This window comes from Stappia sp. TSB10GB4 (genome assembly GCF_900185745.1).
Lineage (GTDB): Bacteria > Pseudomonadota > Alphaproteobacteria > Rhizobiales > Stappiaceae > Stappia.
The window spans coordinates 43,959-70,117 of the sequence record NZ_FYAV01000072.1; the positions used below are offsets into that span (position 1 = coordinate 43,959).

The 26,159-nt window shown below is 69.8% G+C and carries 24 protein-coding genes and 1 tRNA gene; 15 read left to right on the top strand and 10 right to left on the bottom strand.

Features of this window, described 5'->3' with window-relative positions; genetic code table 11:
• Position 1: 1 nt before the first annotated feature.
• The gene (locus TSB10GB4_RS20825; protein WP_186397291.1) at positions 2-580 is read right to left on the bottom strand and encodes an NAD(P)H-dependent oxidoreductase; all 579 of its coding nucleotides are present in this window, start codon (positions 578-580) and stop codon (positions 2-4) included.
• A gap of 158 nt (positions 581-738) precedes the next feature.
• On the opposite strand from TSB10GB4_RS20825, the gene TSB10GB4_RS20830 reads away from it, so the two are divergent.
• The 6 genes from TSB10GB4_RS20830 to TSB10GB4_RS20855 all read left to right on the top strand — a co-directional run bounded on the left by TSB10GB4_RS20830 (position 739) and on the right by TSB10GB4_RS20855 (position 5,260).
• Positions 739-1,359 carry a TetR/AcrR family transcriptional regulator gene (locus tag TSB10GB4_RS20830; protein WP_186397292.1) on the top strand — a complete coding sequence of 207 codons (621 nt, stop codon included), beginning with the start codon at positions 739-741 and terminating at the stop codon, positions 1,357-1,359.
• A gap of 118 nt (positions 1,360-1,477) precedes the next feature.
• Positions 1,478-2,512: a TRAP transporter substrate-binding protein gene (locus TSB10GB4_RS20835; RefSeq protein WP_186397293.1), complete on the top strand. Its 1,035-nt coding sequence runs from the start codon at positions 1,478-1,480 to the stop codon at positions 2,510-2,512.
• Positions 2,513-2,532: 20 nt separating this feature from the next.
• Positions 2,533-3,051, top strand: coding sequence for a TRAP transporter small permease (locus TSB10GB4_RS20840; RefSeq protein ID WP_186397294.1), 519 nt, complete (start codon positions 2,533-2,535; stop codon positions 3,049-3,051).
• Entirely contained in the window at positions 3,048-4,367 is a 1,320-nt protein-coding gene (locus TSB10GB4_RS20845) for a TRAP transporter large permease (RefSeq protein ID WP_186397295.1), read from the top strand. Before TSB10GB4_RS20840 ends, TSB10GB4_RS20845 begins: the two co-directional genes overlap by 4 nt.
• A 154-nt stretch (positions 4,368-4,521) precedes the next feature.
• Entirely contained in the window at positions 4,522-4,827 is a 306-nt protein-coding gene (locus TSB10GB4_RS20850; RefSeq protein ID WP_186397318.1) for a type II toxin-antitoxin system MqsR family toxin, read from the top strand.
• A 1-nt stretch (position 4,828) separates the two neighbouring features.
• On the top strand, positions 4,829-5,260 hold the full coding sequence (locus TSB10GB4_RS20855; protein ID WP_186397296.1) for a type II toxin-antitoxin system MqsA family antitoxin: 432 nt from the start codon (positions 4,829-4,831) through the stop codon (positions 5,258-5,260).
• 9 nt (positions 5,261-5,269) lie between these two features.
• Here TSB10GB4_RS20855 and TSB10GB4_RS20860 read toward each other — a convergent pair whose 3' ends face one another.
• Complete coding sequence (locus tag TSB10GB4_RS20860; RefSeq protein ID WP_186397297.1) at positions 5,270-6,958, bottom strand: acyl-CoA dehydrogenase family protein; 1,689 nt, start codon at positions 6,956-6,958, stop codon at positions 5,270-5,272.
• A 212-nt stretch (positions 6,959-7,170) separates the two neighbouring features.
• Here TSB10GB4_RS20860 and TSB10GB4_RS20865 point away from each other — a divergent pair, with 212 nt between their 5' ends.
• Positions 7,171-8,028: a YihY/virulence factor BrkB family protein gene (locus TSB10GB4_RS20865; RefSeq protein ID WP_186397298.1), complete on the top strand. Its 858-nt coding sequence runs from the start codon at positions 7,171-7,173 to the stop codon at positions 8,026-8,028.
• A gap of 15 nt (positions 8,029-8,043) precedes the next feature.
• Here TSB10GB4_RS20865 and TSB10GB4_RS20870 read toward each other — a convergent pair whose 3' ends face one another.
• Entirely contained in the window at positions 8,044-8,937 is an 894-nt protein-coding gene (locus tag TSB10GB4_RS20870; RefSeq protein ID WP_244570990.1) for a DMT family transporter, read from the bottom strand.
• Between the two features lie 524 nt (positions 8,938-9,461).
• On the opposite strand from TSB10GB4_RS20870, the gene TSB10GB4_RS20875 reads away from it, so the two are divergent.
• On the top strand, positions 9,462-11,387 hold the full coding sequence (locus TSB10GB4_RS20875) for a methyl-accepting chemotaxis protein (protein WP_186397299.1): 1,926 nt from the start codon (positions 9,462-9,464) through the stop codon (positions 11,385-11,387).
• Between the two features lie 252 nt (positions 11,388-11,639).
• On the top strand, positions 11,640-12,824 hold the full coding sequence (locus TSB10GB4_RS20880) for an NAD(P)/FAD-dependent oxidoreductase (protein WP_186397300.1): 1,185 nt from the start codon (positions 11,640-11,642) through the stop codon (positions 12,822-12,824).
• 37 nt (positions 12,825-12,861) lie between these two features.
• Here the strand turns inward: TSB10GB4_RS20880 and TSB10GB4_RS20885 are convergent, their stop codons facing one another.
• Genes TSB10GB4_RS20885 through TSB10GB4_RS20900 form a run of 4 tightly spaced genes read right to left on the bottom strand, consistent with a single transcriptional unit; the run spans position 12,862 to position 14,710 of the window.
• Positions 12,862-13,302 (bottom strand): metallopeptidase family protein, encoded by a 441-nt coding sequence (locus TSB10GB4_RS20885; RefSeq protein ID WP_186397301.1) that lies wholly within the window; start codon positions 13,300-13,302, stop codon positions 12,862-12,864.
• Between the two features lie 46 nt (positions 13,303-13,348).
• Positions 13,349-13,591, bottom strand: a complete 243-nt coding sequence (locus TSB10GB4_RS20890; RefSeq protein WP_208984912.1) for a hypothetical protein — start codon at positions 13,589-13,591, stop codon at positions 13,349-13,351.
• Positions 13,588-14,115 carry a disulfide bond formation protein B gene (locus TSB10GB4_RS20895; protein ID WP_186397303.1) on the bottom strand — a complete coding sequence of 176 codons (528 nt, stop codon included), beginning with the start codon at positions 14,113-14,115 and terminating at the stop codon, positions 13,588-13,590. Before TSB10GB4_RS20895 ends, TSB10GB4_RS20890 begins: the two co-directional genes overlap by 4 nt.
• A 16-nt stretch (positions 14,116-14,131) precedes the next feature.
• Positions 14,132-14,710, bottom strand: coding sequence for a YqaA family protein (locus tag TSB10GB4_RS20900; RefSeq protein WP_186397304.1), 579 nt, complete (start codon positions 14,708-14,710; stop codon positions 14,132-14,134).
• 137 nt (positions 14,711-14,847) lie between these two features.
• On the opposite strand from TSB10GB4_RS20900, the gene TSB10GB4_RS20905 reads away from it, so the two are divergent.
• Positions 14,848-14,934: transfer RNA gene (locus TSB10GB4_RS20905), tRNA-Leu, on the top strand.
• 95 nt (positions 14,935-15,029) lie between these two features.
• A complete protein-coding gene (locus TSB10GB4_RS20910; RefSeq protein WP_186397305.1) occupies positions 15,030-15,761 on the top strand; it encodes a class II aldolase/adducin family protein in 732 nt (243 codons plus the stop codon).
• 130 nt (positions 15,762-15,891) lie between these two features.
• On the opposite strand, the gene TSB10GB4_RS20915 is transcribed toward TSB10GB4_RS20910, so the two are convergent.
• Positions 15,892-16,947, bottom strand: a complete 1,056-nt coding sequence (locus TSB10GB4_RS20915; RefSeq protein ID WP_186397306.1) for a cytochrome-c peroxidase — start codon at positions 16,945-16,947, stop codon at positions 15,892-15,894.
• Positions 16,948-17,038: 91 nt separating this feature from the next.
• Positions 17,039-17,635 (bottom strand): hypothetical protein, encoded by a 597-nt coding sequence (locus TSB10GB4_RS20920; protein ID WP_186397307.1) that lies wholly within the window; start codon positions 17,633-17,635, stop codon positions 17,039-17,041.
• A gap of 197 nt (positions 17,636-17,832) precedes the next feature.
• Here TSB10GB4_RS20920 and TSB10GB4_RS20925 point away from each other — a divergent pair, with 197 nt between their 5' ends.
• Complete coding sequence (locus TSB10GB4_RS20925) at positions 17,833-19,452, top strand: CYTH and CHAD domain-containing protein (RefSeq protein ID WP_186397308.1); 1,620 nt, start codon at positions 17,833-17,835, stop codon at positions 19,450-19,452.
• A 39-nt stretch (positions 19,453-19,491) separates the two neighbouring features.
• On the opposite strand, the gene TSB10GB4_RS20930 is transcribed toward TSB10GB4_RS20925, so the two are convergent.
• On the bottom strand, positions 19,492-22,497 hold the full coding sequence (locus tag TSB10GB4_RS20930) for an AsmA family protein (RefSeq protein ID WP_186397309.1): 3,006 nt from the start codon (positions 22,495-22,497) through the stop codon (positions 19,492-19,494).
• Between the two features lie 180 nt (positions 22,498-22,677).
• Between TSB10GB4_RS20930 and TSB10GB4_RS20935 the strand changes: the two genes are divergently transcribed.
• From TSB10GB4_RS20935 to asnB, 3 genes are all read left to right on the top strand, one after another.
• Positions 22,678-23,166 (top strand): TerB family tellurite resistance protein, encoded by a 489-nt coding sequence (locus TSB10GB4_RS20935; protein ID WP_186397310.1) that lies wholly within the window; start codon positions 22,678-22,680, stop codon positions 23,164-23,166.
• 48 nt (positions 23,167-23,214) lie between these two features.
• Positions 23,215-23,973 carry a glutamine amidotransferase gene (locus tag TSB10GB4_RS20940; RefSeq protein WP_186397311.1) on the top strand — a complete coding sequence of 253 codons (759 nt, stop codon included), beginning with the start codon at positions 23,215-23,217 and terminating at the stop codon, positions 23,971-23,973.
• Positions 23,974-24,035: 62 nt separating this feature from the next.
• Complete coding sequence (asnB, locus tag TSB10GB4_RS20945) at positions 24,036-25,991, top strand: asparagine synthase (glutamine-hydrolyzing) (RefSeq protein WP_186397312.1); 1,956 nt, start codon at positions 24,036-24,038, stop codon at positions 25,989-25,991.
• Positions 25,992-26,159: the final 168 nt, after the last annotated feature.

Genomic DNA, 26,159 nt, shown 5'->3' on the forward strand with positions numbered 1-26,159 from the left:
TTCAGGCAGCCGCGCCGTAGTGCCCCGCCCTCTCGATCCATCCCTTTCGCTTGGCCTCGTTCGACCCCTGCACCGGCGCGAAAGTGCGGAAGCGGATGCCCTTGAAGCCGCAAAGCCCGAGGATCTGCGATTTCATCACCCGGTATCCCGGCACCCGCTCGATCAGGTAGAGATACCAGCGGGGCGAGTCCGCGGTCACCAGCACCTCCGCCGTCCGTCCCTGCAACAGCTTGTCCGGCAGCATCTGGCCGGACGTGTAGCGGAAGGCGAAGCCCGGCAGCAGCACCCGGTCGAGCAGCCCCTTGAGCTTGGCCGGCATCAATCCCCACCACATCGGATGGACGATGACCAGGTGCTCGCACCAGGCGATCTTGTCCTGCACCTCGGCGAGGCACGGCTCCAGCGGCTTGTCGGCGCCAAAGCCCGCCCCCATGTCGGGATCGAACGTCATGTCGGACAGGCGCAGCAGCGCCACATCGTGCCCGGCGCGGATGGCCCCTTCCGCATAGGCGGCGGCCAGCGCCCCGCACAGGCTGTCGGGGCCGGGATGTCCATCCAGGACCAGAATGCGTTTCGGCATTGTCTCTCTCCGGTTTCGCGTGTATCCATGCATAATTGACCGCGGTCATTTTTTGATGACTCATTTTTTGACCTCGGTCAATAAATAAATTCACGCGGCCCGCGCGGGCAGCGCCAAACCGCCTCGCAAGAGAGCCCCATCGAGAGAGAAGGACTGGAATGGTCGGACGCCCGCAGAAGCGCACCCGCGAGACCCGCGACAAGATCCTTGTCGCGGCGCGCGATCTCTTCGATGCGCAAGGCTACGAGGAGACCAGTGTCGATGCGGTGGCCGAGCGCGCCGGCGTTGCCAAGGCGACCGTCTTCGCGCATTTCAACGACAAGGCCAACCTGCTGATCGCGGTGCGCATCGGCAGCCTCGACGCGCTCGCCGAGGCGATGCGGGCGCAGATCGACCGGGGACCGACGGATGATCCGGCCGCCTTCCTCGCCGGCCTCCTGCATCCCTGGCTGGCGCTCTATCGCGCCGACCCGGAATTCGCCCGGCTCTATCTCGTCCAGTCGACGCTCAAGGACGCTCCCTGGACCCGCCAGTTTCTCGACGTCTGCTACCGGCTGGAGGAGGCCGTCGTCGAGGCGGCCAGTTTGCTGCAGGCCTCCGGCCGCCTTGCGGCCGGTGCCGAGCCCGTGCTTCTGGCCCAGGGGGTTCTGGCCTTTTTCTACCACATGATCGTCGGCTTCAGCATCGGCGCCATTCCGCAGGCCGAGGAGCAGGCCGCCCTTTTCGACCGGCTCGTCTCCCGCTGGGTCTCCACCGCACTGCCGCCGCCGGGCGCTTAGGCGCCGCCAGGCGAGCGCCTGCGCCCTCTTGACGCGCCCGGCCTTTCCTGAAAAGTTGCAAACGAAACTAATAACCGGTCGCGGCGACGTTCCCCCGGCCGGGAAACGGGAGGAAACAATGCGCTTCACGGTGAAATCCGCCGGGTTCGGCCTTGCCGCGCTCGCCTGCGGGCTCCTTGCCGGCCTTGCCGGTGCCCGCGCCGACACCACTCTGGTCATGTCGTCCTGGCTGCCGCCCAAGCACCCGCTGGTCGAGAACGCCATGAAGCCCTGGGCCGAGGAGGTCGAGAAGGCGACGGAGGGCCGGGTCAAGGTGCGCGTGCTGGCGAAGCCCCTGGGCGCCCCGCCGGCCCATTACGACATGGCCCGCGACGGCGTCGCCGACATCACCTACGGCCTGCATTCCTTCACCCAGGACGACCGGTTCCTGCGCTCGCGCATCGGCCAGTTCTCCTTCCTCGGCAACGACGCGGTCACCGTCTCCAGGGCCTATTGGAAGGTCTATGCCGGCACGCTGGATGCGGCCGGAGAGCACGAGGGCGTCAAGCTGCTCTCCGTCTTCGCCCACGGCCCCGGCATGGTCCACAACAACCAGCGCAAGATCGAAAAGCCGGAGGACTTCGCCGGCCTCAAGCTGCGCACGCCGGGCGGCTACATCGCCGACCTGATGCGGGACCTCGGCGTCGTCACCCAGTTCATGGGCCCGGGCGAGGTCTACGAGAAGCTGTCGCGCGGCGTCATCGACGGCGTCACCTTCCCGATGGAGGCGCTGAAGGCCTTCCGCCTCGCCGATCACCTCTCGCACACGCTGACGGTTCCCGGCGGCATCTACAACACCTCCTGGTTCCTGGTCATGAACCAGGCCAAGTGGGACGGGATCTCCGACGCCGACAAGGCCGCGATCGAGCAGCTCTCCGGCGCCGCCTTCGCCGAAAAGGCCGGCGCGGTGTGGGATGCGGCCGATGCCGGCGGCGCGGAACTGGTCGCGCAGACCAAGATCGAGGTGCACGAGGCGAACGCAGCGGTCGTCGCCGCCATTCGCGAGAAAGCGGCCAAGCACGAGGCCGCCTGGGCCGAGGCGGTCAAGGCGCAGGGCTTCGACGGCGCCGCCGCTCTGGCCGAGCTGCGCGCCGAGACCGGCGTCTCCTTCTGAGCCGGCAGGACGCAAGGGTTATGACGCCGACAGCGGACAAAGAGGGCCGGCCGCCGCGCCGGCCCTTCGCTCATGCCCTGGAGCTGCTGCTCTCCGCGGCCTCCGGCGCGCTGCTTCTCGCCCTCACCCTCGTCACCTGCATCGACGTGGTCGCCCGCTACTGGTTCAACGCGCCTCTCGCCGGCGCCTACGAGCTGACCGAGATCTTTCTCGCCTCGCTCGTCTTCCTGGCGCTGCCGGTGACGACGAGCCGCGGCGAGCATGTCGAGGTCGACCTGATGGACATGGTCGCGGGCGGGCGCATCACCCGCGCCGTCCAGCCGGTCGCCGGCCTGCTGGTGGCCCTGGTCCTTGCCGTCTTCTCCTGGCGGCTGGTCCTGCACGGACAGCGGCTCGCCCAGGATGGCGGGGTCAGCGATTCGCTGTCCCTGCCGCTGGCGCCGGTCGCCTTCCTTGCTGCCGCGGCCTGCGGGCTTGCCTGCCTTGCCGCCGTCTTGCGGGCGCTTCGCCCGCTCGTCTCCCGACGGGATCCGACATGACGGAATCGCTGATCGGCTTCGCCGTCCTGCTTGTCCTCATCTTCCTGAAGATGCCGGTGGCCTTCGCCATGGCGCTGGTCGGCATTGCCGGCTTTGCCTCAATGCGCGGTCTCGACGCCAGCCTTGCCATGACCGGCACGCTGGTCTTCGACGCCGGCCTTGCCTATTCGCTCTCCGTGGTGCCGCTGTTCATCTTCATGGGCAATGTGCTGGCCCGCTCCGGCGTCGCGCACGGCCTCTATGCGGTCGCCAACCATGCGACCGCGCATATGCGCGGCGGCCTCGCCATGGCCTCGGTCATCGCCTGCGGCGGCTTCTCTGCGGTCTGCGGCTCCTCGCTCGCCACCGCCGCCACCATGTCGCGGGTGGCGATGCCCTCCATGCGCCGCTTCGGCTATGCCGACAGCCTCGCCGCCGGCTCCATCGCCGCCGGCGGCACGCTCGGCATCCTCATTCCGCCCTCGGTGATCCTGATCATCTACGGGCTGCTGACCGAGTCCGACATCGGTAAGCTGTTCATCGCCGGCGTGGTGCCGGGCATTGTCGGCCTGCTGTTCTATCTCGCCGCCGTGCAGCTTGCCGTGTGGCGCAATCCCGAGCTCGCCCCGCCGGCAACCGAGGCCGAGCCGCTGACCCGGCGCGACGCGCTCGGCGTCCTCGCCCTCGTCGTGCTGTTCGCCATCATCATGGTCGGCATCTATGGCGGCTTCTTCACCCCGACCGAGGCCGCCGGCATCGGCGCCGGCGCCGCCCTGCCGCTCTCGGCCCTGTTCGGCCGGCTCGGCTGGCGCGCCCTCGGCCAGGCGATCGGCGAGAGCACCCGCGCCACCGCGATGATCTTCGCCCTGATCATCGGCGCCGACATCTTCACCAACTTCGTGAATTTCGCCGGCCTTCCCGACGCCCTGTCCGATTTCGTGTCGGATCTCGAGGTCAGCCCCTGGCTGGTGATCCTGGCGATCGTCGCGATCTACATCCTGCTCGGCTGCGTGCTGGAAAGCCTGTCGATGATCCTCATCACCGTGCCGGTCTTCTATCCGCTGGTGACGACGCTGGACTTCGGTTCGGGCCTGCTCGCCGATCCCGAACTGGTGCTGATCTGGTTCGCCATCGTCGTCGTCGTGGTGACCGAGATCAGCCTGATCACCCCGCCTGTCGGGCTCAATGTCTTCGTGCTGCGCAGCGTGCTGGAAGACGTCAGCCTGACCACGATCTTCCGGGGCGTCACGCCCTTCTGGATCGCCGACATCTTCCGCCTCGCCCTGCTCGTCGGCGTGCCGTGGATCTCGCTCTGGCTGGTCGTCGCCATGGGGTGAGGTGTGAAGGGTGAGGCTCGCTCCACGCGAGACGCACCCACAATCAAGAACACCCTTTGATTGTATCGCCGCAGTCATAACGGTACCCTCCGGCTGCAGAGAGCCGGGGAGACCATCATGCATCTTGAAAAACACCATTATGGTGTCATATCTAATGGAGAAGCGGAGACCCGCCTACGATCTCCCTGCCATTCAGGGTGCCTTCGACCGGCCCGACCGGCTGGTGGCCACCACAACAGCCTTGAGGGGTGCCGCGGCCCTCGGCATGGGACGGCAAGAGATCGTCGACGTGATCCAGGGGCTTCGGCCGGGCGATTTCTACAAGTCGATGACGTCCCACCACAACCACACAGTCTGGCAGGATGTCTATCACGGCCGCAGTCCGGCAGGCCTGGTCTATGTGAAGGTCACGGTCGGGATCGTCACCCAGTTCCTGTTGCTGTCGTTCAAGGAGAAGTGAGATGGAACCTCTCACCTGCCCGGAAACCGGAAAGCCGATGGCGCGCGGTCTGCGCCAGGTGACGATTTCCTACAAGGGCCTCTCGCGCAGCTTCGACATGCCGGGCTGGTACGCGGACGGGGTGGAGGACGGCATCCATTCCGGCGAAGACATGAAGGTCTCCGATCGCGAGTTGAACCGCCTGAAGGCGGAGGCCGAGCACCTGCTTACGCCGGACGAGGTTCGCGCGATCCGCCGCAAGCTGCGCCTGTCCCAGCGCGATGCCGGCCTCGTCATCGGTGGCGGGCCGAGGGCCTTCCAGAAATACGAATCCGGCGAGGTTCTCGTCAGCCGCGGCATCGCCTCGGCCCTGCGGCTGCTTGAGCGGCATCCGGAGGAGGTCGCCACCCTGCGCGCGCTCACCCCCGATGCCGCCGCCGACAGCTCCGCCTGACGCTCCCCCTCAGCCGCGCTCCTCCAGCACCCTGCGGGCGATCACCTGCGCCTGGATTTCCGCCGCGCCCTCGAAGATGTTGAGAATGCGGGCGTCGCACAGCACCCGGCTGATCGCGTATTCCAGCGCGAAGCCGTTGCCGCCGTGGATCTGCAGCGCATTGTCCGCCGCCGCCCAGGCGACGCGTGCGCCGAGCAGCTTCGCCATCCCCGCCTCCAGGTCGCAGCGCCGGCCCGAATCCTTCTCGAAGGCCGAGAAATAGGTGAGCTGGCGCGCCGCCATCAGTTCCGCCGCCATCATCGCCAGCTTGTCGGAGACGCGCGGGAAGGCGATCAGCGGCTTGCCGAACTGCACCCGCTCCTGCGCGTAGCGCAGCCCCAGGTCGAGCGCCGCCTGGGCGACGCCGAGCGCCCGCGCCGCCGTCTGGATGCGCGCGCCCTCGAAGGTCTGCATCAACTGCTTGAAGCCCTGGCCCGGCACGCCCCCTAACAGGTTCTCCTGCGCCACCTCGAACCCGTCGAAGGCGATCTCGTATTCCTTCATGCCGCGATAGCCGAGCACCTCGATCTCGCCGCCCGACATGCCCGGCGCCGGGAACGGGTCGGCGTCGGTGCCGCGCGGCTTCTGCGCCAGGAACATCGACAGGCCCTTGTAGCCCGGCTCCGACGGATCGGTGCGGGCGAGCAGCGTCATGACGTCGGCGCGCACCGGATGGGTGATCCAGGTCTTGTTGCCATAGATCTTCCACACCTCGCCCTCGCGCACCGCGCGGGTCTTCAGCGAGGCAAGGTCGGAGCCGGTGTTCGGCTCGGTGAAGACGGCCGTCGGCAGCACCTCGCCGGAGGCGATCTGCGGCAGCCAGGTCTGCTTCTGCACCTCGGTGCCGCCGCACAGGATCAGCTCGGCGGCGATCTCCGAGCGGGTGCCGAGCGAGCCGACGCCGATATAGGCCCGGCTCAGCTCCTCGGAGACGACGCACATGCTCTCCTTGCCGAGCCCCAGCCCGCCGAACTCTTCCGGGATCGTCAGGCCGAAGACGCCGAGCCCGGCCATCTCCTCGATCACCTCCAGCGGGATATAGGCGTTCTTCAGGTGCCACTCATGCGCATGCGGCACCACCTTGTCGGCGGCGAAGCGGCGCATTTCCTCGCGCACCTGCTCGTAGGTGTCCTCGAGCCCCGAGGCGCCGAAGATCGAGTTGCCCTCCTGCTGGCGGATCAGCTCGGCGAGCCGCGCCCGCAGCGCCGGCGTGTTGCCGCCGGCGATCAGCTCCTCCACCGCTGCGCTGCGGAAGGAGGCGGCCGCCTCCGCCCCGAGCCCGAGATCGGCGAGCCGCACCATCTCGCCCTGGTTCATCGGAATGCCGCCGAAGACCTGCGCCAGATATTCGGCGAAGGCGAGACGCACCAGCAGCTCCTCGGTCTCGCCGAAGCTGCCCGCCTCCTCCAGCCGCCCGGCATAGGCGGCGAGCTGGCGCAGCGCCTCCACATAGGTCGCGAGCCAGGCGAGCCCGTGGGTGGCGCGCTGCTCGGCCTCCAGCTTTTCCGCCGACAGCCGCCCCTCGGCCGAGACCACGCGGGCGCGCACGCTTGCCGCCGCCGCATCGAGCAGGCGGCCCAGCGTCTCCACCGCCGCGCCCGTCAGCGCCGCAAGCCGCGTTTCCCGTGCCTCGTGACCGAATTCGCTCGCCAGGGACATTCATTCCTCTCCATTGTCGTTTCCCGCCGTTCCCCGTCGCATCCCGCGCCGGCCGTGCGATGTTGCAGCGCAAACAATATCGCGGCGAACCCGCGAAGCAATGCTTCTTTTGAAGGAGGGGAAAAGCAATTTTATTTCATGGATTTCGCACTGCGGCATGAACTGCCCGGCCATGGCTTGACCCTGGGCGCCGCCTCGCCCAAAAGCGAGGAATGAGTGTGCTGCAGGCCATCCGCGCCACCGTCGCGACGATCTACGACGCCGTCATGCACATGACGAGCGACGACGGCTTCGCGCTGGCGAGCCATGTCGCCCTGTCCTCGCTGCTGGCGCTGTTCCCGTTCCTGATCTTCGTCGCCGCGCTCACCGGCTTCCTCGGTATGTCGGACATGGCCGACCGCATCGCCACCCTGCTGTTCGACGCCTGGCCGGAACAGGTCGCCCGGCCGATCGCCCGCGAGATCCATGTGGTGCTGACCCAGCCGCGCGGCGACATCCTCACCTTCGGCATCATTGCCGCCCTGTGGTTCGCCTCCAACGGCGTCGAGGCCCTGCGCGTGGCGCTGAACCGCGCCTATGGTGTCGGCGAGACCCGCAATTTCCTCTATCTGCGCGCCCAGTCGCTGCTCCTGGTGCTGTTCGGCACCTTCGTGCTGATCAGCTTCGCCCTGCTGATCGTCTTCGCGCCGCTGGTCTGGCGCGCCGTGCTGGCCCAGGCGCCGCTGCTCGAGCCGTTCACCGCCCGGCTCAACCTGTCGCGCTATCTCATCGCCACGGTGCTGACGCTGAGCGGCCTGTTCTTCGCCCATGCGGTGCTGCCGGCCGGCCGCCGCCGGTTGCTGGACCTTTTGCCGGGCGTCGCCGCCACGCTGCTCCTGTGGCTCGCCTCGGGCATGGCCTTCGGCGCCTGGCTCGCCGGCTTCGCCAATTATGTCTCGACCTATGCCGGCCTTGCCGGCGCCATGACCGCGCTGATCTTCCTCTACCTGATGTCGCTGTGCTTCGTCTTCGGCGGCGAGCTCAACGCCGCGATCCTGCGCCGCCGCGCCCGCAAGCTCGCCGGCGCGTGACGGCAACAACCGGCCTCACGCCGGCGTGCGCCGCGTGCCGATCCGCCGCTCGCGGATGATCAGGAGCGCCCCCACCACCAGCGCCGCGCCCGCCACCTGCAGCAGCGACAGCGTCTCGCCGAACAGCAGGTAGCTCTCCACGGCGGTCGCCACCGGCACCAGGTAGAACAGGCTTGCCACCCGCGCCGCGCTGCCGCCCTTGATCAGCACCATCAGGAGCAGGATCGCGCCGATCGACAGCACCAGCACCAGCCAGGTCATGGCGATGATCAGCTCGCCCGACCAGGTGATCTCCCAGCTTTCCAGCATCGACAGCGGCATCACCACGGCGAGCGCGCCGAAATACTGCACCAAGGTGCCGGGCATCAGGTCGACGCCGCCGGCGAAGCGCTTCTGATAGACCGTGCCGAAGGCGATGCCGGCCACCGCCACCAGACAGACCAGCGCGTTTTCGACCGTCAGCCCCGAGGCATCGACGCCGATGCGCGGGCCGACCACCAGCAGCAGGCCGAGCGCGCCGACCGCCAGCCCGAGCCAGTGGCGCGGCGCCACGCTCTCGCCCAGCATCGGCCCGGCCAGCAGCGCGGTGAGCAGCGGCTGCAGGCCCAGCACCAGCGCCGCGATCCCCGCCGGCATGCCGTTGTCGATGGCATAGAAGATGCCGCCGAGATAGACGCCGTGGATCAGCGCCCCGGCGAAGAAGCAATGCGCCCACTCGGCCCCTTTGCGCGGCCAGTCGGCGCGCAGCACCAGGGCGAGCGCCAGCAGCACCGGCAGCACCGCGGCGAAGCGGATCGTCAGGAAGACGAAGGGCTCGATATAGGGCGCGCCCAGCTTGGAGCCGATGAAACCGGTCGACCACAGCAGCACGAAGATGCCGGGTGCGGCCATATGCAGGAGCGAGTGCAAGAAATCGATCCAGTTCAGGCTGTTGCGGGGGTGTGGCCGGGCCGCCGACCTCCCTTGCACCCGGTTGCAACGGGAAATGGTGCAGCACGGCCGCTACATGGTGAGTGAATGTTAACTTTCCTCGCCGACCTTTGCCTAGGTCGTGGACTCATAATTGTGCCGGAAACGGCGTCCGTTCGGGCAAAGATATGCCAGGAGGAGCGCGATGGCCGGGGCAGGCCCCCCGGCCGAGCGATCCGACGCCGCAGATCGAAGCTCGAACGGCGCCCTTCGGGTATGTCGGAACCCGCCGGCAACAGCGTCGCAAGCCCTTGAAAACCTAATGGTTTCCTGCGGTCTTGCTCCTTGTATCCGATCGGGTTCGGGCATACCGTTTCTCGGCAGAATTATGAGTTCACGACCTAGGGCAGGAGTTGACAAGTCGAGGTAATCCAGTGTCGCGCTTCCGGGGTATCGCGTCGATGTCGACCTTAATCGGGCGACTATCGGTCCGCATCAGGATTTTTGCTCTCATCGCCGTCACCATGACCGGTCTTGCCGCCATCGGCGGCGTGTTCTGGTGGAGCCAGGCCAGCGTCGAGACCGCCTTCGAGACGGCCGAGGGCTTTTCCGACCTCGCCGGCACGGTCGCCGACCTGTCGACCACCGCCAATGCCATGCGGATCACCGAGAAGACCTATCTCGCCGAACCCTCTGCCGCCCTCTACCGCGGCTTCACCGGCCAGGTCGTCACCGCCCGCGAGCAGCTCGACCGGGTCCGCGGCCTCGCCGTCGCCGCGCCCTATGGCGCGCAGATCGCCCAGGTTTCCGGCGTTCTCGGCGATATCGAGACCACCTTCCGCGACCTGCATGCGATCCAGCAGCGCCTCGGCCTGACCGACAGCGAGGGCGGCTCCGGCAAGGCGCTGACCGGGAACGGCGATGCCCTCGTCTCCGGCGTCCAGCAGCAGGCCCGCTTCAAGCGCGGCCCCGAGACCGAGCGCCTCGCCTTTGCCGGCGTCGACCTGCAGCGCAGCGAGAAGGCCTATCTGCTCGACCGCAGCGACATCAATCTCGGCAATTTCGAGGTCGCCGCCGCCCGCGTCGAGCGCGCGCTCTCCCGCGCCGGCCTCGACGAGGCGGTCGCCGCCGAGCTGACCGGCATCCTTGCCGCCTATCGCGAGGCCTTCGACAGCTTCACCGGCGCCGGCGGCGAACACACGGCGCTCGTGGAAAAACTCGAGGCCTTCTTCGACGTGCTGCCCCCCTATCTCGCCCAGCTCAAGGCGGCGGCCGATGCCGGCCAGGCGGAGGCGGCGAGCGCCCTCGACAGGGGCCGCGACATCGCCTCCCTGACCATGCTGGTGATCATGGGCCTCACCGTCGCCGTGCTGCTCGTCGCCAGCATCGTCATCGGCGCCTCGATTTCCGGCCCGCTCGCCGCGCTGCGGCAGGCGATGGACCGGCTGGCCGCCGGCGAAACCGACATCGACCTGCCGGACGCGCGCGGCCGCACCGAGCTCGACGCCATGGCCGCCAGCGTCGCCGTGTTCCGCGACAATGCGCTGGAGCGCGCCCGGCTCGCCGCCTCGCAGGAAGCGGACAATGCCGCCCGCGACAGCCGCATGCGCCATCTCGACCAGTTGATCGCCGGTTTCGAGGCGACCGTCGGCGAGGCGCTCGCCCGCCTCGACCAGGCCTCCGAGGAACTCGCCGGCGCCTCCGGCACGCTCGACGAGGCAGCGAACCGCGCCGCCGAGGAAGCGACCATTGCCGGCGACGCGGTGCGGGTCGCCGCCGACGCCGTCACCTCCGCCGCCTCGGCCTCGGAAGAGCTCAACGTCTCCATCGCCGAGATCGCCGACCAGGCCAACCGCTCCACCCAGGTGGCGGAAAAGGCCGTGGCCAGCGCCCGCGACACCGGATCGAGCATGAGCGAGCTGTCGCGCACCGCCGACCGGATCGGCGAGGTCATGGGCCTGATCCGCGAGATCGCCAACCAGACCAACCTGCTGGCCCTCAACGCCACCATCGAGGCCGCCCGCGCCGGCGAGCATGGCCGGGGCTTCGCGGTCGTCGCCGCCGAGGTCAAGGACCTTGCCAGCCAGACCGCCCAGGCCACCCAGGACATCGCCAAGCAGGTCGAGGCGATCCAGCAGGCCTCGGCCAATGCGGTGATGGCGATCGGCGATGTCGAGCAGATCATCGTCCAGATGAACGACATCGCCGGCTCGGTCGCCGCCGCCGTCGGCCAGCAGAGCATCGCCCTGCGCGAGATCACCTCGAATGTCGCGCGCGCCTCGGAGCGCTCCGGCTCCGGCGCCGAGGCGATGGGGCGGGTCACCGGCGCCACCGATCATGCCCGCGGCACCGGCGAGATGGTCGGCGACCTGTCCGGCACGCTCGGCCAGCAGGCCCGGGTGCTGCGCAAGGAGATCGCCTCCTTCCTGGAGGGCGTGCGCGCCGCCTGATCGCGCGCGGCACGCCTCGGGGGGCCGAGCGCCCCCCACATTGCCCCCTTCTCCTCCTCATCGTCCTCTTCGCCCCACAGCTCCCGGCCCGTTGCCCGCGCCCCGCCATTGCCTGCGGCCGGTTTCTGGTCACATATGGCGTGCGGGCGCCGTGCCGGACGGGCGGCAGGCGCCAACCTCGGCCTCCCCTGCCCGCCTTGCCCGCTTGCCGAAGGAATTCCCATGCCGGACAGCCCCATTCAGGACAGCCCCATGCAGGACAGTATCGTCATCGTCGGCGCCGGCCAGGCCGCGGCCCAGGCCGTCCAGTCGCTCCGTGCCGGCGGTTTCGGCGGGCGCATCGCGCTGGTCGGCGAGGAGCCGCATCCGCCCTATCAGCGCCCGCCCCTGTCGAAGAAGCATCTGGCCGGCGAGATCGACGACGCGGCGCTGCACCTGCGCCCGGCCAGCTTCTACGAGCAGAACGCCATCGACTGCCATTTCGGCAAACTGGTCGAGGCGATCGACCGGCAGGCGCGCACGGTGCTGCTCGCCGGCGGCGAGCGGCTGCCCTATGACCGGCTGATCCTTGCCACCGGCACCCGGCCGCGCCCGCTGCCGCTGGCCGGCACTGAGCTGCCCGGCGTCGTCACCCTGCGCAAGATTTCCGATGTCGAGGCGATGCGCCCGCTGCTGCGCGAACCCGGCCGCGTCGCCATCATCGGCGGCGGCTATATCGGGCTGGAGGTCGCCGCCGTCGCCCGCGCCATGGGCCACGAGGTCACGGTGATCGAGGCGCAGGACCGGGTGATGAAGCGGGTGGTCTCGCCCGCCGTTTCCGCCTGGTTCCAGCAGCTCCATACGGACAAGGGCGTCCGGCTGATGCTCGGCACCGGCATCACCGGCTTTTCCGGGAGCGGGCGCGTCACGGGCGTGCAGCTTGCCGGCGGCGGCGAGGTGCCCTGCGACATCGTCCTGGTCGCCGTCGGCGCGATGCCCAATGACGAGCTGGCGGCCGCCTGCGGCCTTGCCACCGGCGACGGCATCCTGGTCGACGACAGCGGCGCCACCTCCGATCCGCTGGTCCATGCGGCCGGCGACTGCACCCGCTTCCACTCCGCCCTCTATGGCCGCTCGATTCGCCTCGAAAGCGTGCAGAACGCCATCGATCAGGCCAAGGCGGTCGCCGCCGCGATCCTCGGCCAGGAGGTGCATTACGATCCGGTGCCGTGGTTCTGGTCCGACCAATATGCGGTCAAGCTGCAGATCGCCGGCCTGTCGCAGGACCATGACGAGGCCCGCACCGTCGGCGATCCGGCCTCCGGCTCCTTCTTTGTCGCCTATCTCGGCGCGGGAAGGCTGCTCGCCGTCGACAGTATCAACCATCCCCGCTCGCACATGATGGCGCGCCGGGCGATCGGCAAGACCTTCGAGGAGGGGCTGCTGCCGGCGGCCTGAGCCGGATGCGTGTGCGAAACGATGGCGGGCGCGCGGCTCAGTCGGCCGCCGCCTCGATCGCGTCCATGTCGTCGTCGGACAGGCCGAAATGGTGGCCGATCTCGTGGATCAGCACATGGCTGATGATGGCGCCGAGCGGCTCCTCATAGGCGCACCAGTAGTCGAGGATGGCGCGGCGATAGAGCCAGACCCGGTTCGGCATGCGGCCGCTGAACGCCTCCGCCCCGCCCTGCGCCAGGCCGATGCCCTCGAATAGGCCCATCAGCTCGAACGCATCCTCGACGCCGACCGCGTCCAGCGCGTCGTCGTCGGCGAAGTCCGCCACCCGGATCTCGATATCGCCGCACAAGTCGAGGATCTCCTGCGGCAGTTCGGCGAAGGCCAGCGCCGCCAGCCGCTCGAATTCGGCGAGATCCGGCGCCACCGCGCCGGCCCAGGCCCGTGCCTCGCCCCCCGCTCCTGCGAAACGTGATCCCACGGCGTGCTCCCTGTTGCGGTGCCGGCCTATCGCGACGCCAAAGCGGTCACAGATAGGTCCACACCAGATAGGCGACGAGGCCGAGCGCGAAGACGGCCCCGGCGCCGCGGCCGATCTTCCGGCCGAGCCGCTCGATGGCGTCGTCCTCCTCGCCCCCGCCGCCCGCCTTGCTTCTATGCGCGCCCTCGAAGGTGCTGCGCAGCACGGTCTCGCTCTCCCGCTCGGCCCGGTCCAGCACCGACCGCGCCTCGCGGCGGCGAGCTTCCTCGCGCGGGTCCTTGCCGCTCACGCCGCACTCCCCCGCCGCCATGCCCAAGCGCCCGCCAGCGCCAGCACGGCGATGCCGGCCGAGATCACCGCGTTCCAGCCGGCGAAGGACAGGCCGAGCATCCGCCAGCTCGCCTCGGTGCAGCTCACCACCCGGGTGGAGCGCAGGGCGTTCAGCATGTTGGCGGCCGAATCGGTCATGCCGCCGCCGCCGCCGCAGTCCATCGGCCCGGTCCAGAAGCCCCATTCGGCGCCGGCCTGATAGGCGCCAAGGCCGGCGCCCCAGGCGAAGATCGCCGCAACGGCGACGAGCAGCCCGGTCACCGCAAGGCGCCGCGCCGCCGCCGGCAGCGGGCGCAGCATCGCGACCAGCGCCAGCAGCGCCAGCGGCAGGCCGACATAATAGGGGATGCGCTGTTCCAGGCACAGCTTGCAGGGCACATAGCCGCCGATCGTCTGGAAGCCCCAGGCCGTCAGGATCGAGGCAAGGCCGCCGGCGAGCAGCAGCAGCACCAGGCGCCGGGCGGTGGTTGCGGGATCGCTCATCGTCAGGCCCTCCGGCTCACAGGTAGCGGATCAGCGCGAAGCCGCCGACAAGGCCGACCACGAAGACCGTGAAGACGAGGCCGAGCCGCTGCTCGATGAAATGCCGGATCGGCGGCCCGAACAGATAGAGCAGGCCGGCGACGGCGAAGAAGCGCAGGCCCCGCGCCAGCACGCTCGCCAGCATGAACACCGGCAGGCTCAGCCCCGTCGCGCCGCTGGCGATGGTGATCACCTTGTAGGGGAACGGGGTCACGCCGGCGATGAAGACGATCCAGGCGCCGTATTCGTTGAAATTGCCGCGGAAGGTCTCGAACTTGTCCAGATAGCCGTAGAAGGTCAGGATCGGCTCGGCCATCTGCACGAACAGGAAGGCGCCGATGGCATAGCCCGCCGCCCCGCCCACCACCGAGGTCACGGTGCACAGCGCCGCATAGGCGAAGGCGCGGGCGCGCTGCGCGATCACCATCGGGATCAGCAGGATGTCCGGCGGGATCGGGAAGAAAGAGCTTTCGGCGAAGGACACGGCCCCGAGCGCCGCCGGTGCGTGGCGGCCCGAGGCGAGCGACATGGTCCAATCGTAGAGGCGGCGCAACATGCCGCCTCATTAACCGGAAGCGGGCGACTTGTCATCCGACTTCCGCAGCGGCCGCAACCGCGATCCGGCACGGGACAAGCGTCATGTTTCAATTGACGGGGCAAGCGCGCCGGCTATGATCGCGCCGTTTCCCGCGGGCCCCCGTGGCGGAATTGGTAGACGCGACGGACTCAAAATCCGTTTCCCTAACCGGAGTGTCCGTTCGAGTCGGACCGGGGGCACCATCGGCCTTTGTTTCTCGCGCCGCCGTTTTTCGCGCAGCCGTTTTCGCCCGCGCCGCTCTGCCGCATCGCCCTCGCCGGAAACACAGGAGGACGCCATGCTTTCCCCCCAAGACCTTGCCGACGGTCCAGCCGACGACCTTGCCGCCCGCCGCGCCATCATCGACGCCTGCCTGAAGATGAACGCCACCGGCCTCAACCAGGGCACCGCCGGCAATATCAGCCTGCGCCACGGCGAGGGCTTCCTGGTGACGCCCTCGGGCATCCCTTACGAGGCGATGCGGCCCGAGCAGGTGGTGCCGGTGCATTTCGACGAGAGCTATTCGGGCGACTGGCTGCCCTCCTCCGAGTGGCGGATGCATTTCGACATCTACGCCACCCGCCCCGAGGCCGGCGCCGTCGTCCACACCCATTCGGTCCATGCGACGGCGCTGTCCTGCCTGCGCCGCGAGATCCCGCCGTTCCACTACATGATCGCGGTCGCCGGCGGGCGCACCCTGCGCACCGCCGACTACGCCACTTTCGGCACGCGCGAGCTGTCGCGGGCGATGCTGGCGGCGCTGGAGGGGCGCAGCGCCTGCCTGCTCGCCAATCACGGGATGATCTGCTTCGGCCCGACCCTCGACAAGGCGCTGTGGCTGGCCGGCGAGGTCGAGACCCTGTGCCGGCAATATGTCATCGCCCTGACGGCCGGCGAACCGGCGATCCTCACCGACACGCAGATGGACGAGGTGATCGCCCGCTTCGGCAGCTATGGCCGCCAGCCGGGCGAAGTCGCCGCCGGCGCGGTGCCGGCGGTGGAGGCGCCGCGGCACCGGCCGGCCTCCTAGGCGCAGCCTGCAACAGTGCAGCGGGCGACAGTGAAGCGGGCGACGGTGAAGCGGGCGACGGTGAAGCGGGCGGAAACGTCACCGTTCCCGCCCGCCAAGTCACGCCGCATCTGTCCTCAGGCCCGAGCCGCTACTTGGTGATCACCTCGCCCGAGGGGCGCGGCGTCGTGGCGGTCTCCGGCGGCAGCACCGGATAGGTGATTTCCGGCATCTTGCCGGTCAGCGAGTGCAGGAAGGCGGTGATCGCCACCGCTTCTTCGTCGTTCAGCTCCTCGCCGAGCTGCGAGGAGCCCATGATCGCCACCGCCTCCTTGAGGTCCCACACCTTGCCGGAGTGGAAATACGGCGCGGTCACCGCGATGTTGCGCAGCGGGCTGGCGCGGAAGACGTAGGAATCGTCCGCCGTCTTGGTCACCTCGAAGCGACCCTTGTCGCCCTCGGGCAGCACCTCGGCGCCCGGCTTCTGCACCACGCCGAAGGGGTAGTAGCCGGTGCCGCCGACATTGATGCCGTTGTGGCAGGCGGCGCAGCCCTTGTCCATGAACAGCTCCAGCCCGGCCTTCTGCACATCGCTCAGGGCGGCGTCGTCGCCGTTGAGGAAGGCGTCGAACGGCGCCGGGGTGATCAATGTCGCCTCGAAGGCCTCGATCGCCTTGGCCATGTTGTCGAAGGTCACCGGCTCAGCTTCGCCGGGGAAGGCGGTCTCGAACCAGGTCACGTAGTCGGGCATCGACACCAGCGTCGCCACCACCTGCTCCGGCGTGTTGGCCATCTCGACGCCGGCCTGCACCGGCCCCTTGGCCTGTTCCTTCAGATCCTCGGCGCGGCCGTCCCAGAACTGCGCCTCGTTGAACACCGAGTTCAGCACGGTCGGCGCGTTGCGCGGACCCTTCTGCCAGCCATGGCCGATCGACGTCTCCAGGTTGTCGTCGCCGCCGGTCGCCAGGTTGTGGCAGGAATTACAGGAAAACACGCCCGAGGCCGACAGGCGCGGGTCGAAGAACAGCGCCTTGCCGAGGAAGATCTTCTCCGGCGTGATCGGGTTGTCGCGCACAGCCGGAACCGTCGAAGGCAGGGGCTTGAACACTTCGAGCGCGGCATCGCGCAACTCGTTCGCCACGGCCGGCCCGTTCAGGACGGCAAGGGCCGTGGAACATGCCAACAGGGCGGTGATATAACGGGGCATAGCTGGCCTCTCTCGTGATCGGTTAGCTCTCGACACCCGTCCTGTGTCACCGCGAGTTTAGGCGGCCGCGCGCCGGCGCCCTTGACGCAGATCAATACGGCTCCGCTTTTTGTGACTTTTCTAAAGTAGCCCCGCCCGGAACCGTTTCCGGCCCCGCTTCCGGCCCCGTTTCCGGTTCTGTTTCCGGTTTTGGCGGCCGGTGGTAGCCCGGCCCCACCGTCAGCGGCCCGTCGGGCGAGGCGTCCGCGTCCAGCTCGCTGACCAGCGTGGTGCGCTGCACCTCCATCGGCTCGCGCCCGCCATAGGCGTAGAGCAGCAGCTCCACCTGATAGGGCTTGCCCTTGACGACGCCGGTGAGCGGCGGCGTTTCCAGCCCGTAGCGCTGCTCGCCGTGGCGCAGCCGCGTCTCCACCTCGATCGGCGCGCCGCCGGCCGGGTCCTCGAACCGCGCCAGCAGCCGCGATTGCGACGGCGTCGGCTTCTGCACCACCACGGTGATCCCGGCGCGGATCTCGCCGAGCCGGTAGTAGAACAGGAAGCCGCCGCCGGCGATCCGCACATGGGTCAGTTCCGCCTGCCGCCGCTGGTTGTCGACCACCAGCACCACCGCGATCACCGCCAGCACCAGCACCACCGCCGCCGCCCCGATGCGGAAGCCCCGCGTCGTCTCGAATTCGCGTATCGCCATCACCGCCTCCTCCCGGCGTTTCCAGCCGCGGCAGCAGACACCAAAAACCGGTCCGGCTCAAGCGGGCGGCGGGTAAGCCGGCAAATTAAGGCGCACTCAGCGCGCCTTTCTGGACAGGCTTTTCGAAACCGGCTACAGCCATCGTGAAGGATGCCGCAGACTGGCGGGCCGCAAGAACAACAACCACGGGCGAGGCAATGGACGCGCAGCGGGAAGTCGAACTGAAGCTGGAGCTTGCCAAGGCGGATCTGCGCAAGCTGAGGGCCGCGCCGGCCCCGCCCGGCTTCACCGCCGAGCCAGCGACGACCCGCGCCCTGCGCTCGATCTATTTCGACACGCCCGGCCATGCCCTGCGCCGGGCGAAATGGTCGCTCAGGGTGCGCCGGGTCGGGCGCAAATGGGTGCAGACGGTCAAGGCCGGCACCGGCGTCACCGGCGGCCTGTCGCGCCCGCGCGAGGCCGAGGCGGAGGTCGCCGGCCCCGCCCCCGACCTCACCCTGATCCGCGAGCCGGCGATGCGCCAGGGCCTGTGGCAGGTGATCGACGGCGAACCGCTCGCCCCCGCCTTCGAGACGGTCATGCGGCGCACCACCCGCGTCTTCCGCCGCGAGGGCGACGAGACCTGCATCGAAATGGCGCTCGATGCCGGCGAGATCCGCGCCGGCGAGGCGGTCCAGCCGCTGTTCGAGGCCGAGCTGGAGCTGAAATCCGGCGATCCCGCCGCCCTGTTCGCCCTCGCCGGCAGCCTTCCCGCCCTTGCCGGCGCCCGTTTCTCGCGGCTCAGCAAGGCCGGCCGCGGCTATGCACTGGCCGCCGGCGACGAGACCGGGACCGCGCCCGTCACCGCCTGCGAGGCCGAACTGCCCCCCTGGACCGGGCTCGCCCCGGCCTTCCGCGCCATTCTCCTGTCCTGCATGGACCAGATCGCCGGCAACCGCGACGCGGTGCTGGAGCGCGACGATCCGGAAGGGCCGCACCAGTTGCGCGTCGGCCTGCGCCGCTTGCGCAGCGCGCTGAAGGTGCATCAGCCGCTGATCGATGCCGACGAGCGGCGGGCGCTCGATGCCGCCGCCCGCGATCTCGCGCTCAGCGTCGGCGAATTGCGCGACCTCGACGTGCTGGTGGAGGAGATCGTCGAGCCGGCCATGGCCGTCGCCCGTCTCGGCCCCGACACCGCGCTTCTGGACGATGCCGGCCTCGCCCGCCGGATCGAGGCGGAGCGCCGCGCGGTGCGCAAGGCGTTGCGCGAGCAGCTCGCCGGCCCCGCCGTCAACGCGCTGCTGTTCCGCCTCGGTGCGCTGGCCCATGGCGCCGGATGGCGCCAGGGCGGGGACGAGGCCCCGAGAACAGACATGAAAACAGACATGACGCCAGACACGAAGGCGGAGGCGAAACCGGAGGCAACCGTCGGCCCCTTCGCCGCCGAGGCGCTGGAGAAGCGCTGGAAAGCCGCCGCCCGCCTCGCCGCGCGCATCGACAAGCTGACATTGGAAGAGCGCCACGATCTGCGCAAGGAGCTGAAGAAGCTGCGCTATGCGGTGGAGTTCTTCCGTTCCGCCTTCCCGGCGCGCAAGGTCAAGCCGTTCCTCGCCCGCCTCAAGGCCCTGCAGGATGTCTTCGGCTATCTCAACGACGTGGTGATGGCCGGCAAGCTCGCCGGGCTGATCGCCGCCGGCGACCGCAAGCCGCCGGTGGAGACGGCGCTGGCCGCCGGCTTCGTGCTCGGCTGGCACGAGGCGCGCGCCGCCCATGCCTTCGACAATGCCCGCGCCCTGTGGGACGAGACCCGCCGCGCCCGCCGCTTCTGGCGCGGCTGACCCGCCGACACCCGCCGGCTGCCGGGTGTTCGATCTCGGTTACTCGATCGGCGCGCCCTGCTGCGGCGCCTCTTCCTGGCGCTGCCGCCGGCCGATGCCGAACGAGCCGAGAAAGCCGGACGGCAGGCCGAAGCCCTGTTCCACCGCCTCCAGCACCTCCTGGTCGTCGACCTTGCCGTCGAGCACCTTCTGCACGTCGATAGTGGTGTTGCCGCCGGTCGCCCGGCTGATCGCCTCGTTGGCGGCGCCGGTCAGCGCCTCGCGCGGCGAGCGCGCCTGCTGCACCGACTTGAACAGCCCGCCGCCCAGGCTTTCGAGCTGCTTCAGCGCCGCCTGCGGGTTTTCCAGGATGCCCTTGATGTCGGGATAGATCTGCGGCCGGTCCCAGGATCCGCGCACGATCACCGGCACGCCGAGCCCTTCCAGCTCGCGCGCCTCGCCCTTGGCCAGCGGCACCGGCGCCCCGCCCTCCAGGCTCGGCACCACGCGCGGCTCCAGCCGCCAGTCCAGCATCCGCTCGGGCATGTCGACCCGGCCCGTGCCGCTCATCCGCACCAGGGGTCCGATCAGCGCCAGGTCCTCGGTCGCGGCGATGCCCCGGGTGATCGCGAAACTGGCGCCCAGCGCCGAGAAGTCCGTCTTCTGCGTCTCGTTCGAGGCCCAGCCGAGCAGCGTGTCCACCGTCAGGCCGCGCACCATGCGGGGAATGTTGATGCCGCGGATCGCTCCGTCGGCGAAGTCGAAACGGGCGGTGCCGTCGAGGCCGGAGACCAGTTCGTACTGGCTGACCCCGCGCGTGCGCACATCGAGCGCACTCGTCACCCGACCCTCGATCCAGCCGAACCCGGCGATCGCGGTCAGGAACGGGCGCGCGCTCAGATCGCTCAAGGTGAAGCGCGCCGCCAGTTCCGGCACCTGCTGCGAGCCGTCGATCACCAGCACGCCGCTGCCCTGGCCGCCATAGAGCGCCATCTCGGCAAGCTCCGCCGACAGCCGTCCGTCCGCCAGCTTGAGGTCCAGCCGGCTCGGCCCGATCTCCAGCGTGTCGCGCACGATCTGCCTGGCCGACAGCGACAGCTCCGCATCCAGCGCCTTCAGCCCCGACAGGTCGATCGGCACCCGGCTCCACGAGCTTCCTTCCGCCCCCGGCACCCGCGCCTCGCTGCGCCCGCTCCCGGCATGGTCGGTGGCGGCCCGATAGGGATCGAGCCCCAGCCGGTCGAGCTCGAGCCGCGCCGTCAGCTTCGGCCTTGCGCCGAGGCGCAACTCGCCCTCGCCGCGCCCGGTCGTGTCGTCGAGCCGGATCTGCGCGCCGGTGAAGCGCAGCCCCTGCTCGCCCGCCGCCAGCCGGCCGGAGAAGGAGAACGGGCCGAGCCCGCCGCCCGGCGCCAGCGGCGTGCCGAGCCATGCGGCCAGCGCGCGCAAGTCCCGCGTTTCCAGCACCACATTGCCGTCGACCGAGCCGGACGGCGCGACGCTGCCCTCATAGCCGATCGCCACCTGCGATCCGGCGAGCCGCAGCGTCAGCGGCGTCGGCATGCCGGCCATCGCCAGCGCCGGCGTCGCCGATCCCTCGATGCGGAAGGCATCGCCCCGCCAGGTCAGCCCGCCGCTCACCGACACCGGCGCGTCGAGGCCGGCGAAGTCGATGGCGACCGCCAGGTCCTCGATCCGCCGCGCCGCCGCATCGTCGCCGATCGGCGAGGGCAGCGACAGGCCGGAAATGCCGCCGCCGGCCAGCGACAGCCGGCCCGAGGCGTCGAGCGATCCGAGCAGCGCCGCGGTGTCCGCGCCGCGCGCGGCAAAGCGCAGCGATCCGCCCAGCGTGCCGCGCGCCTCCTCGCCGCGTCCGGCCAGCGCCAGCAGCGTCTCCAGCCGCGCCTCGGCGATCTCCAGCCGGCCGCTCACCTCCGGCTCGCCGGCCAGCGCGACGGTCGCCGTCGAGCGCAGGCTCGCGCCGGCCAGTTGCGCCTCCAGCGCGCTGATCTCGATGGTCTCCGGGCTTGCCGCCACGTCGGCGCTCAGCCGATAGGCGCCGGGCTCGCGCGGCAGGCTGGTGCCGAAGGCGGCCAGCGTCGCGCCCAGTTCCTTGCCCTCGGCGGTGATCCGCAGGCGGCTGCGGTCCTGCGGCGCCACCTCGCCGACGACACGGGTCTGCGCGCCCGCCGCACTCAGCGTCAGGTCGACCGCCGAGGCGCCGCCATTGGCGAGCCGCATCGGCGCCGCCACCGTTCCGGCAAGCTGCATCGCCACGCCGCGAAACCCGAGCCCGCCCTCCAGCGTCAGCGCGTCGGAGAGCGAGGGCAGGCTCAGCACCAGGTTGAGATCGTCCGCCTCGTGGCGGGTGCCGTCGCGGCGGTCGGAATAGATCAGCCGGCCGCCGGCGATTTCCAGCCGGTCGACGCCGATGCGCGCCAGCGCCATGCCGTCGCGGGCGATGTCGCCGATGGCCGGCGCCGCGCCCTCCGCCGGCACCCGCGCCTCGCTGCCCGCCGCCGCCACCGTTGCCGCCCGCGTCTGCGGCGCCGTCTCGCCATTGCTGTCGGCGATCGCCTGCGTCGCCGCGCTCCAGCGGTCGGCCGGGAAGCCGCCCGAATTGCCGCCCGAACGGCTGCCCGACGTGCTGGCGCCGGTATCGTTCGTCGCCACCGCCGCCGCCGCCAGCGGCCTGTCGGCGGCCCAGTTCGGCCGCCCCGCCTCGTCGATCTCGATGCTGACCACCGGCGCGTCGAGCCGCACATGGGTCAGCCGGATGTCGCCGCCGAACAGGCCCTGCCAGGCAAGGCCGAAATCCACCGTGCCGGCGCGCAGGATCTCCCCCGCGCCGCCGGCGGCGATGCCGACATTCTCCGCGCTCATCCGGAAGCCGGGCAGCAAGGACAGGCCGACCGGCCCGTCGAGGCGCAGCCGCCAGCCGGTCCGCTCCTCGATCTGGCTCACCAGTTCGTCGCGGATCGCATCCTTGGGCAGGAGCAGCGGCACCACGAAGGCGGTGGCCAGCAGGAGGAAGAGCAGGCTGCCAAGGCCCGCGAGCGCGCGTTTCAAACCAAGTCTCCCGATGGACGAATCAGCGCCAGTCTACGCCAAAGCGTGTCGACAGAATGGCGCGATCGCCCGCGCGGCAAAGGGTTCGCCGCGGCGGCTGCGGGCCGGGACCAGTGCGGCATGGACATTTTCCGCCGGATTGCCGATGCTGGCCCGGTTGCGGACGGCACCGGAGGGGATATGTTTTCGGCTTTGAAGCGGTTTCTGCGCGGCGCGGTGACGGGCGAAAGCGGCGAGCTCGTCTTCGCCGAGGACGACCACCGCCTCGCGGCGGCGGCCTTGCTCGTGCATGTGATTTCCGTCGACGGCGTCGTCGACGACACGGAGCGGGCGGCGCTGACCGAGGTGCTGCGCGCCAATTACCAGTTGACCCCCGAGATGACCGGCGACCTGATCAAGGCCGCGACCCGGCGCGACAACGAGGCGGTCGACCTCTACGGCTTCACCTCGGTGCTCAAACGCAGCCTCGACCTGGAGGGGCGGCTGAAGATCATCGAGATGATGTGGGAGCTGGTCTATGCCGACGGCGTCGTCCACGAATTCGAGGACAACACGATCTGGCGCGTCGCCGAACTGCTCGGCATTTCCTCGCGCGACCGGCTGGCCCTGCGCCGCAAGGTCGCCGGCGATGCCCCCACCGGCTCCGGCGAGGGGGCCGACGATGCCTGACCGGCTGCCCTCTCGACGCCCTGCCGCATTGCGATATAAACTGGCGACATGATCCCCGATCCCAAAGAGCCGGCCGAACGACCGAAGGTGCTCGTCGTCCTGCATCAGGAAACCTCGACGCCCGGCCGTGTCGGGCAGGAGCTGCTGCGCCGGGGCTTTGCCCTCGACATCCGCCGGCCGCGCTTCGGCGACCTCCTGCCGGAGACCCTCGCCGGCCATGCCGGCGTCGTCGTCTTCGGCGGGCCGATGAGCGCCAACGACACCGACGCCTTTATCGCCCGCGAGACCGACTGGCTCGACGTGCCGCTGCGCGAGGAAAAGCCGTTCCTCGGCATCTGCCTCGGCGCCCAGATGCTGGCGCGCAATCTCGGTGCCCGCGTCTACGGCCATGACGACGGGCTCGTCGAGATCGGCTATTACGACCTGGAAGCGACCGAGGCCGGCAGGCAGCTCATGCCGAAATGGCCGGGCAAGGTCTATCAGTGGCACCGCGAGGGCTTCGACCTGCCCGCCGGCGCCGAACTGCTCGCCACCGGCGACACCTATCCCAACCAGGCGATCCGCGTCGGCCCCTGCGCCTATGGCATCCAGTTCCATCCCGAGCTGACCTATCAGATGATGGTGCGCTGGACGACGCGCGGCGCCCCGCGCATGGCCCTGCCCGGTGCCCGCAACCGGCGCGACCATTTCGCCGGCCGCTTCGCCTTCGATCCGGCGGTAAAGGCCTGGCTCGACGCCTTCCTCGACCGCTGGATCGGCCGCGCCGACGCCTCCCATATGACCCACACGGCCCAGGCGGCCGAGTAGCGCGGCCGTTCGTCTTTCTCGGCCCGTTCGTCTTTCTCGCTGTCTCGCTGGAGCGCCTTCCGATGTGCGGAATTGCCGGCATCTATGCCCCTCTCGGCTCGCCCGCCCTCGCGCCCGCCGCGCTTGCCGCCATGGGCGAGGCGATCCGCCATCGCGGCCCCGACGCCGGCGATGTCTGGCGCGATGCCGAGGCCGGCATCGGCCTCGTCCATCGCCGCCTGTCGATCCTCGACCTCAGCCCGGCCGGCGCCCAGCCGATGCATTCGCCCTGCGGCCGCTACGTCATCTCCTACAATGGCGAGATCTACAATTATCTCGAGCTGCGCCGCGAATTGGAGGAGGCCGGCCTTGCGCCCGACTGGCGCGGCCATTCCGACACCGAGGTGCTGCTCGCCGGCATCCGCGCATGGGGCCTTACCGAAACCCTCAAGCGCACCGCCGGCATGTTCGCCATCGCCCTGTGGGACCGCGAGCGCCGGGTGCTGTCGCTCGCCCGCGACCGTTTCGGCGAAAAGCCGCTGCATGTCGGCCTGTTCGGCGGCGAGATCGCCTTCGCCTCGGAGATCAAGGCGCTGCGCACCCATCCCGCCTGGACCGGCGAGATCGACCGCCAGGCCATCGCCCTGTGCCTGCGCCACGGCTATATCCCCGCCCCGCGCACCGCCTTCACCCAGGCGGTGAAGATCGCGCCCGGCACCATCGTCGAGATCGACGCGGACGCGCTCCCCCCCGAGCGCTGGCGCGTCACTCCCTGGTGGGACACGCTGGAAGAGGCGCGTATCGCCCGCCGCAACCGCTTTTCGGGGAGCGATGCGGAGGCCGTCGACCAGCTCGACGAACTGCTGCGCGCCTCCGTCGCCCGGCAGATGATTTCCGACGTGCCGCTCGGCGCCTTCCTGTCGGGCGGCATCGATTCCTCCACCATCGCCGCGATGATGCAGTCGCTGAGCGCCGTGCCGGTCGAGACCTTCTCCCTCGGCTTCCACGACGAGGCCACCAACGAGGCGGAGTTCGCCCGCGCCGTCGCGGGTCACCTCGGCACCCGCCACAACGAGATCTATCTCACCGGCGAGGAGGCGCGCGACCTCGTCGAGAAGATGCCGGACGTCTACGACGAGCCGTTCACCGACCAGTCGCAACTGCCGACCTACATGGTCGCCCGCTTCGCCCGCAGCCGCGTCACGGTCAGCCTGTCGGGCGATGCCGCCGACGAACTGTTCGCCGGCTATGGCCGCTATCATTCCATCGACCGGCAGTGGCAGGGCACCTTGTCGGCCCGCATCGGCCGCGCCGCCCGCCGCGCCTATGTCTCGGCCCAGCTTACCGGCCTCGTCGCCCCGGCCGAGCGGCTCGGCCTGTCGCGGATCGGCCGCAAGAGCCCGGCCGGCCTGCGCCTGCGGCTGGAGGAAAAGCTCGCCGGCCTGACCGCCCGTTCGGCGGTCGCCGCCTATGAGCGCAAGTTCACGCTGATGGACACCGCCCACCGGCTGGTGCCCGGCAGCGCGCGCGAGACCCATCCGCTCGCCGACACGGTGGCGCAGGAAACCGGCTGGAGCGTGCTGGAACAGGCGAGCCTGCTCGACCTCGTCCACTACCTGCCCGACGACATCCTGGTGAAGGTCGACCGCGCGGCGATGGCGCATGCGCTGGAAACCCGCGTGCCCTTCCTCGATCCCGCCGTGGTGCGCTTTGCGCTGTCGCTGCCCGACCGGGTGCGGCTGATGGGCGGCCAGCGCAAGGGCGTGGTCAGGCAGGTGCTCGGCCGCTATGTCCCCGCCGCCCTGTGGGACCGGCCGAAGCGCGGCTTCGGCATTCCGAGCGCCGACTGGCTCAAGGGCCCGCTGCGCCCGCTCGCCGAGGACATGTTCTCGCCCGCGCAGATCGCCCGCCTCGGCCTGCTCGACGAGGAGCTGGTGCGCCTGTTCTGGGACGATTTCCTCGCCGGTGACCGCCGCCGCGCCAACATGGTCTGGGCGATGTTCGTGGTGCAGCTCACCCTCTCGCGCCACACGCGCTAAAGGGCGCGAAAACACGCCGGCAGGAAACCCCACGCTCCGCTGTCATCAACTCATATCGTTGAGGTGGTCTCTCGTTCTGGCGTTGAGGATGACGACGATCTTTCGCATGAGGGCTGTGAGGGCGACGATTGGCTTCTTTCCGTTTGCGATCAGCCTGTGGAAGACGGG

Bases quoted from the DNA above. Each gene is read 5' to 3' on its own strand.
- TSB10GB4_RS20825 (WP_186397291.1), bottom strand. From the start codon at position 580: ATGCCGAAACGCATTCTGGTCCTGGATGGACATCCCGGCCCCGACAGC.
- TSB10GB4_RS20830 (WP_186397292.1), top strand. From the start codon at position 739: ATGGTCGGACGCCCGCAGAAGCGCACCCGCGAGACCCGCGACAAGATC.
- TSB10GB4_RS20835 (WP_186397293.1), top strand. From the start codon at position 1,478: ATGCGCTTCACGGTGAAATCCGCCGGGTTCGGCCTTGCCGCGCTCGCC.
- TSB10GB4_RS20840 (WP_186397294.1), top strand. From the start codon at position 2,533: ATGACGCCGACAGCGGACAAAGAGGGCCGGCCGCCGCGCCGGCCCTTC.
- TSB10GB4_RS20845 (WP_186397295.1), top strand. From the start codon at position 3,048: ATGACGGAATCGCTGATCGGCTTCGCCGTCCTGCTTGTCCTCATCTTC.
- TSB10GB4_RS20850 (WP_186397318.1), top strand. From the start codon at position 4,522: ATGGAGAAGCGGAGACCCGCCTACGATCTCCCTGCCATTCAGGGTGCC.
- TSB10GB4_RS20855 (WP_186397296.1), top strand. From the start codon at position 4,829: ATGGAACCTCTCACCTGCCCGGAAACCGGAAAGCCGATGGCGCGCGGT.
- TSB10GB4_RS20860 (WP_186397297.1), bottom strand. From the start codon at position 6,958: ATGTCCCTGGCGAGCGAATTCGGTCACGAGGCACGGGAAACGCGGCTT.
- TSB10GB4_RS20865 (WP_186397298.1), top strand. From the start codon at position 7,171: ATGAGTGTGCTGCAGGCCATCCGCGCCACCGTCGCGACGATCTACGAC.
- TSB10GB4_RS20875 (WP_186397299.1), top strand. From the start codon at position 9,462: ATGACCGGTCTTGCCGCCATCGGCGGCGTGTTCTGGTGGAGCCAGGCC.
- TSB10GB4_RS20880 (WP_186397300.1), top strand. From the start codon at position 11,640: ATGCAGGACAGTATCGTCATCGTCGGCGCCGGCCAGGCCGCGGCCCAG.
- TSB10GB4_RS20895 (WP_186397303.1), bottom strand. From the start codon at position 14,115: ATGAGCGATCCCGCAACCACCGCCCGGCGCCTGGTGCTGCTGCTGCTC.
- TSB10GB4_RS20900 (WP_186397304.1), bottom strand. From the start codon at position 14,710: ATGTTGCGCCGCCTCTACGATTGGACCATGTCGCTCGCCTCGGGCCGC.
- TSB10GB4_RS20910 (WP_186397305.1), top strand. From the start codon at position 15,030: ATGCTTTCCCCCCAAGACCTTGCCGACGGTCCAGCCGACGACCTTGCC.
- TSB10GB4_RS20915 (WP_186397306.1), bottom strand. From the start codon at position 16,947: ATGCCCCGTTATATCACCGCCCTGTTGGCATGTTCCACGGCCCTTGCC.
- TSB10GB4_RS20920 (WP_186397307.1), bottom strand. From the start codon at position 17,635: ATGGCGATACGCGAATTCGAGACGACGCGGGGCTTCCGCATCGGGGCG.
- TSB10GB4_RS20925 (WP_186397308.1), top strand. From the start codon at position 17,833: ATGGACGCGCAGCGGGAAGTCGAACTGAAGCTGGAGCTTGCCAAGGCG.
- TSB10GB4_RS20935 (WP_186397310.1), top strand. From the start codon at position 22,678: ATGTTTTCGGCTTTGAAGCGGTTTCTGCGCGGCGCGGTGACGGGCGAA.
- TSB10GB4_RS20940 (WP_186397311.1), top strand. From the start codon at position 23,215: ATGATCCCCGATCCCAAAGAGCCGGCCGAACGACCGAAGGTGCTCGTC.
- asnB (WP_186397312.1), top strand. From the start codon at position 24,036: ATGTGCGGAATTGCCGGCATCTATGCCCCTCTCGGCTCGCCCGCCCTC.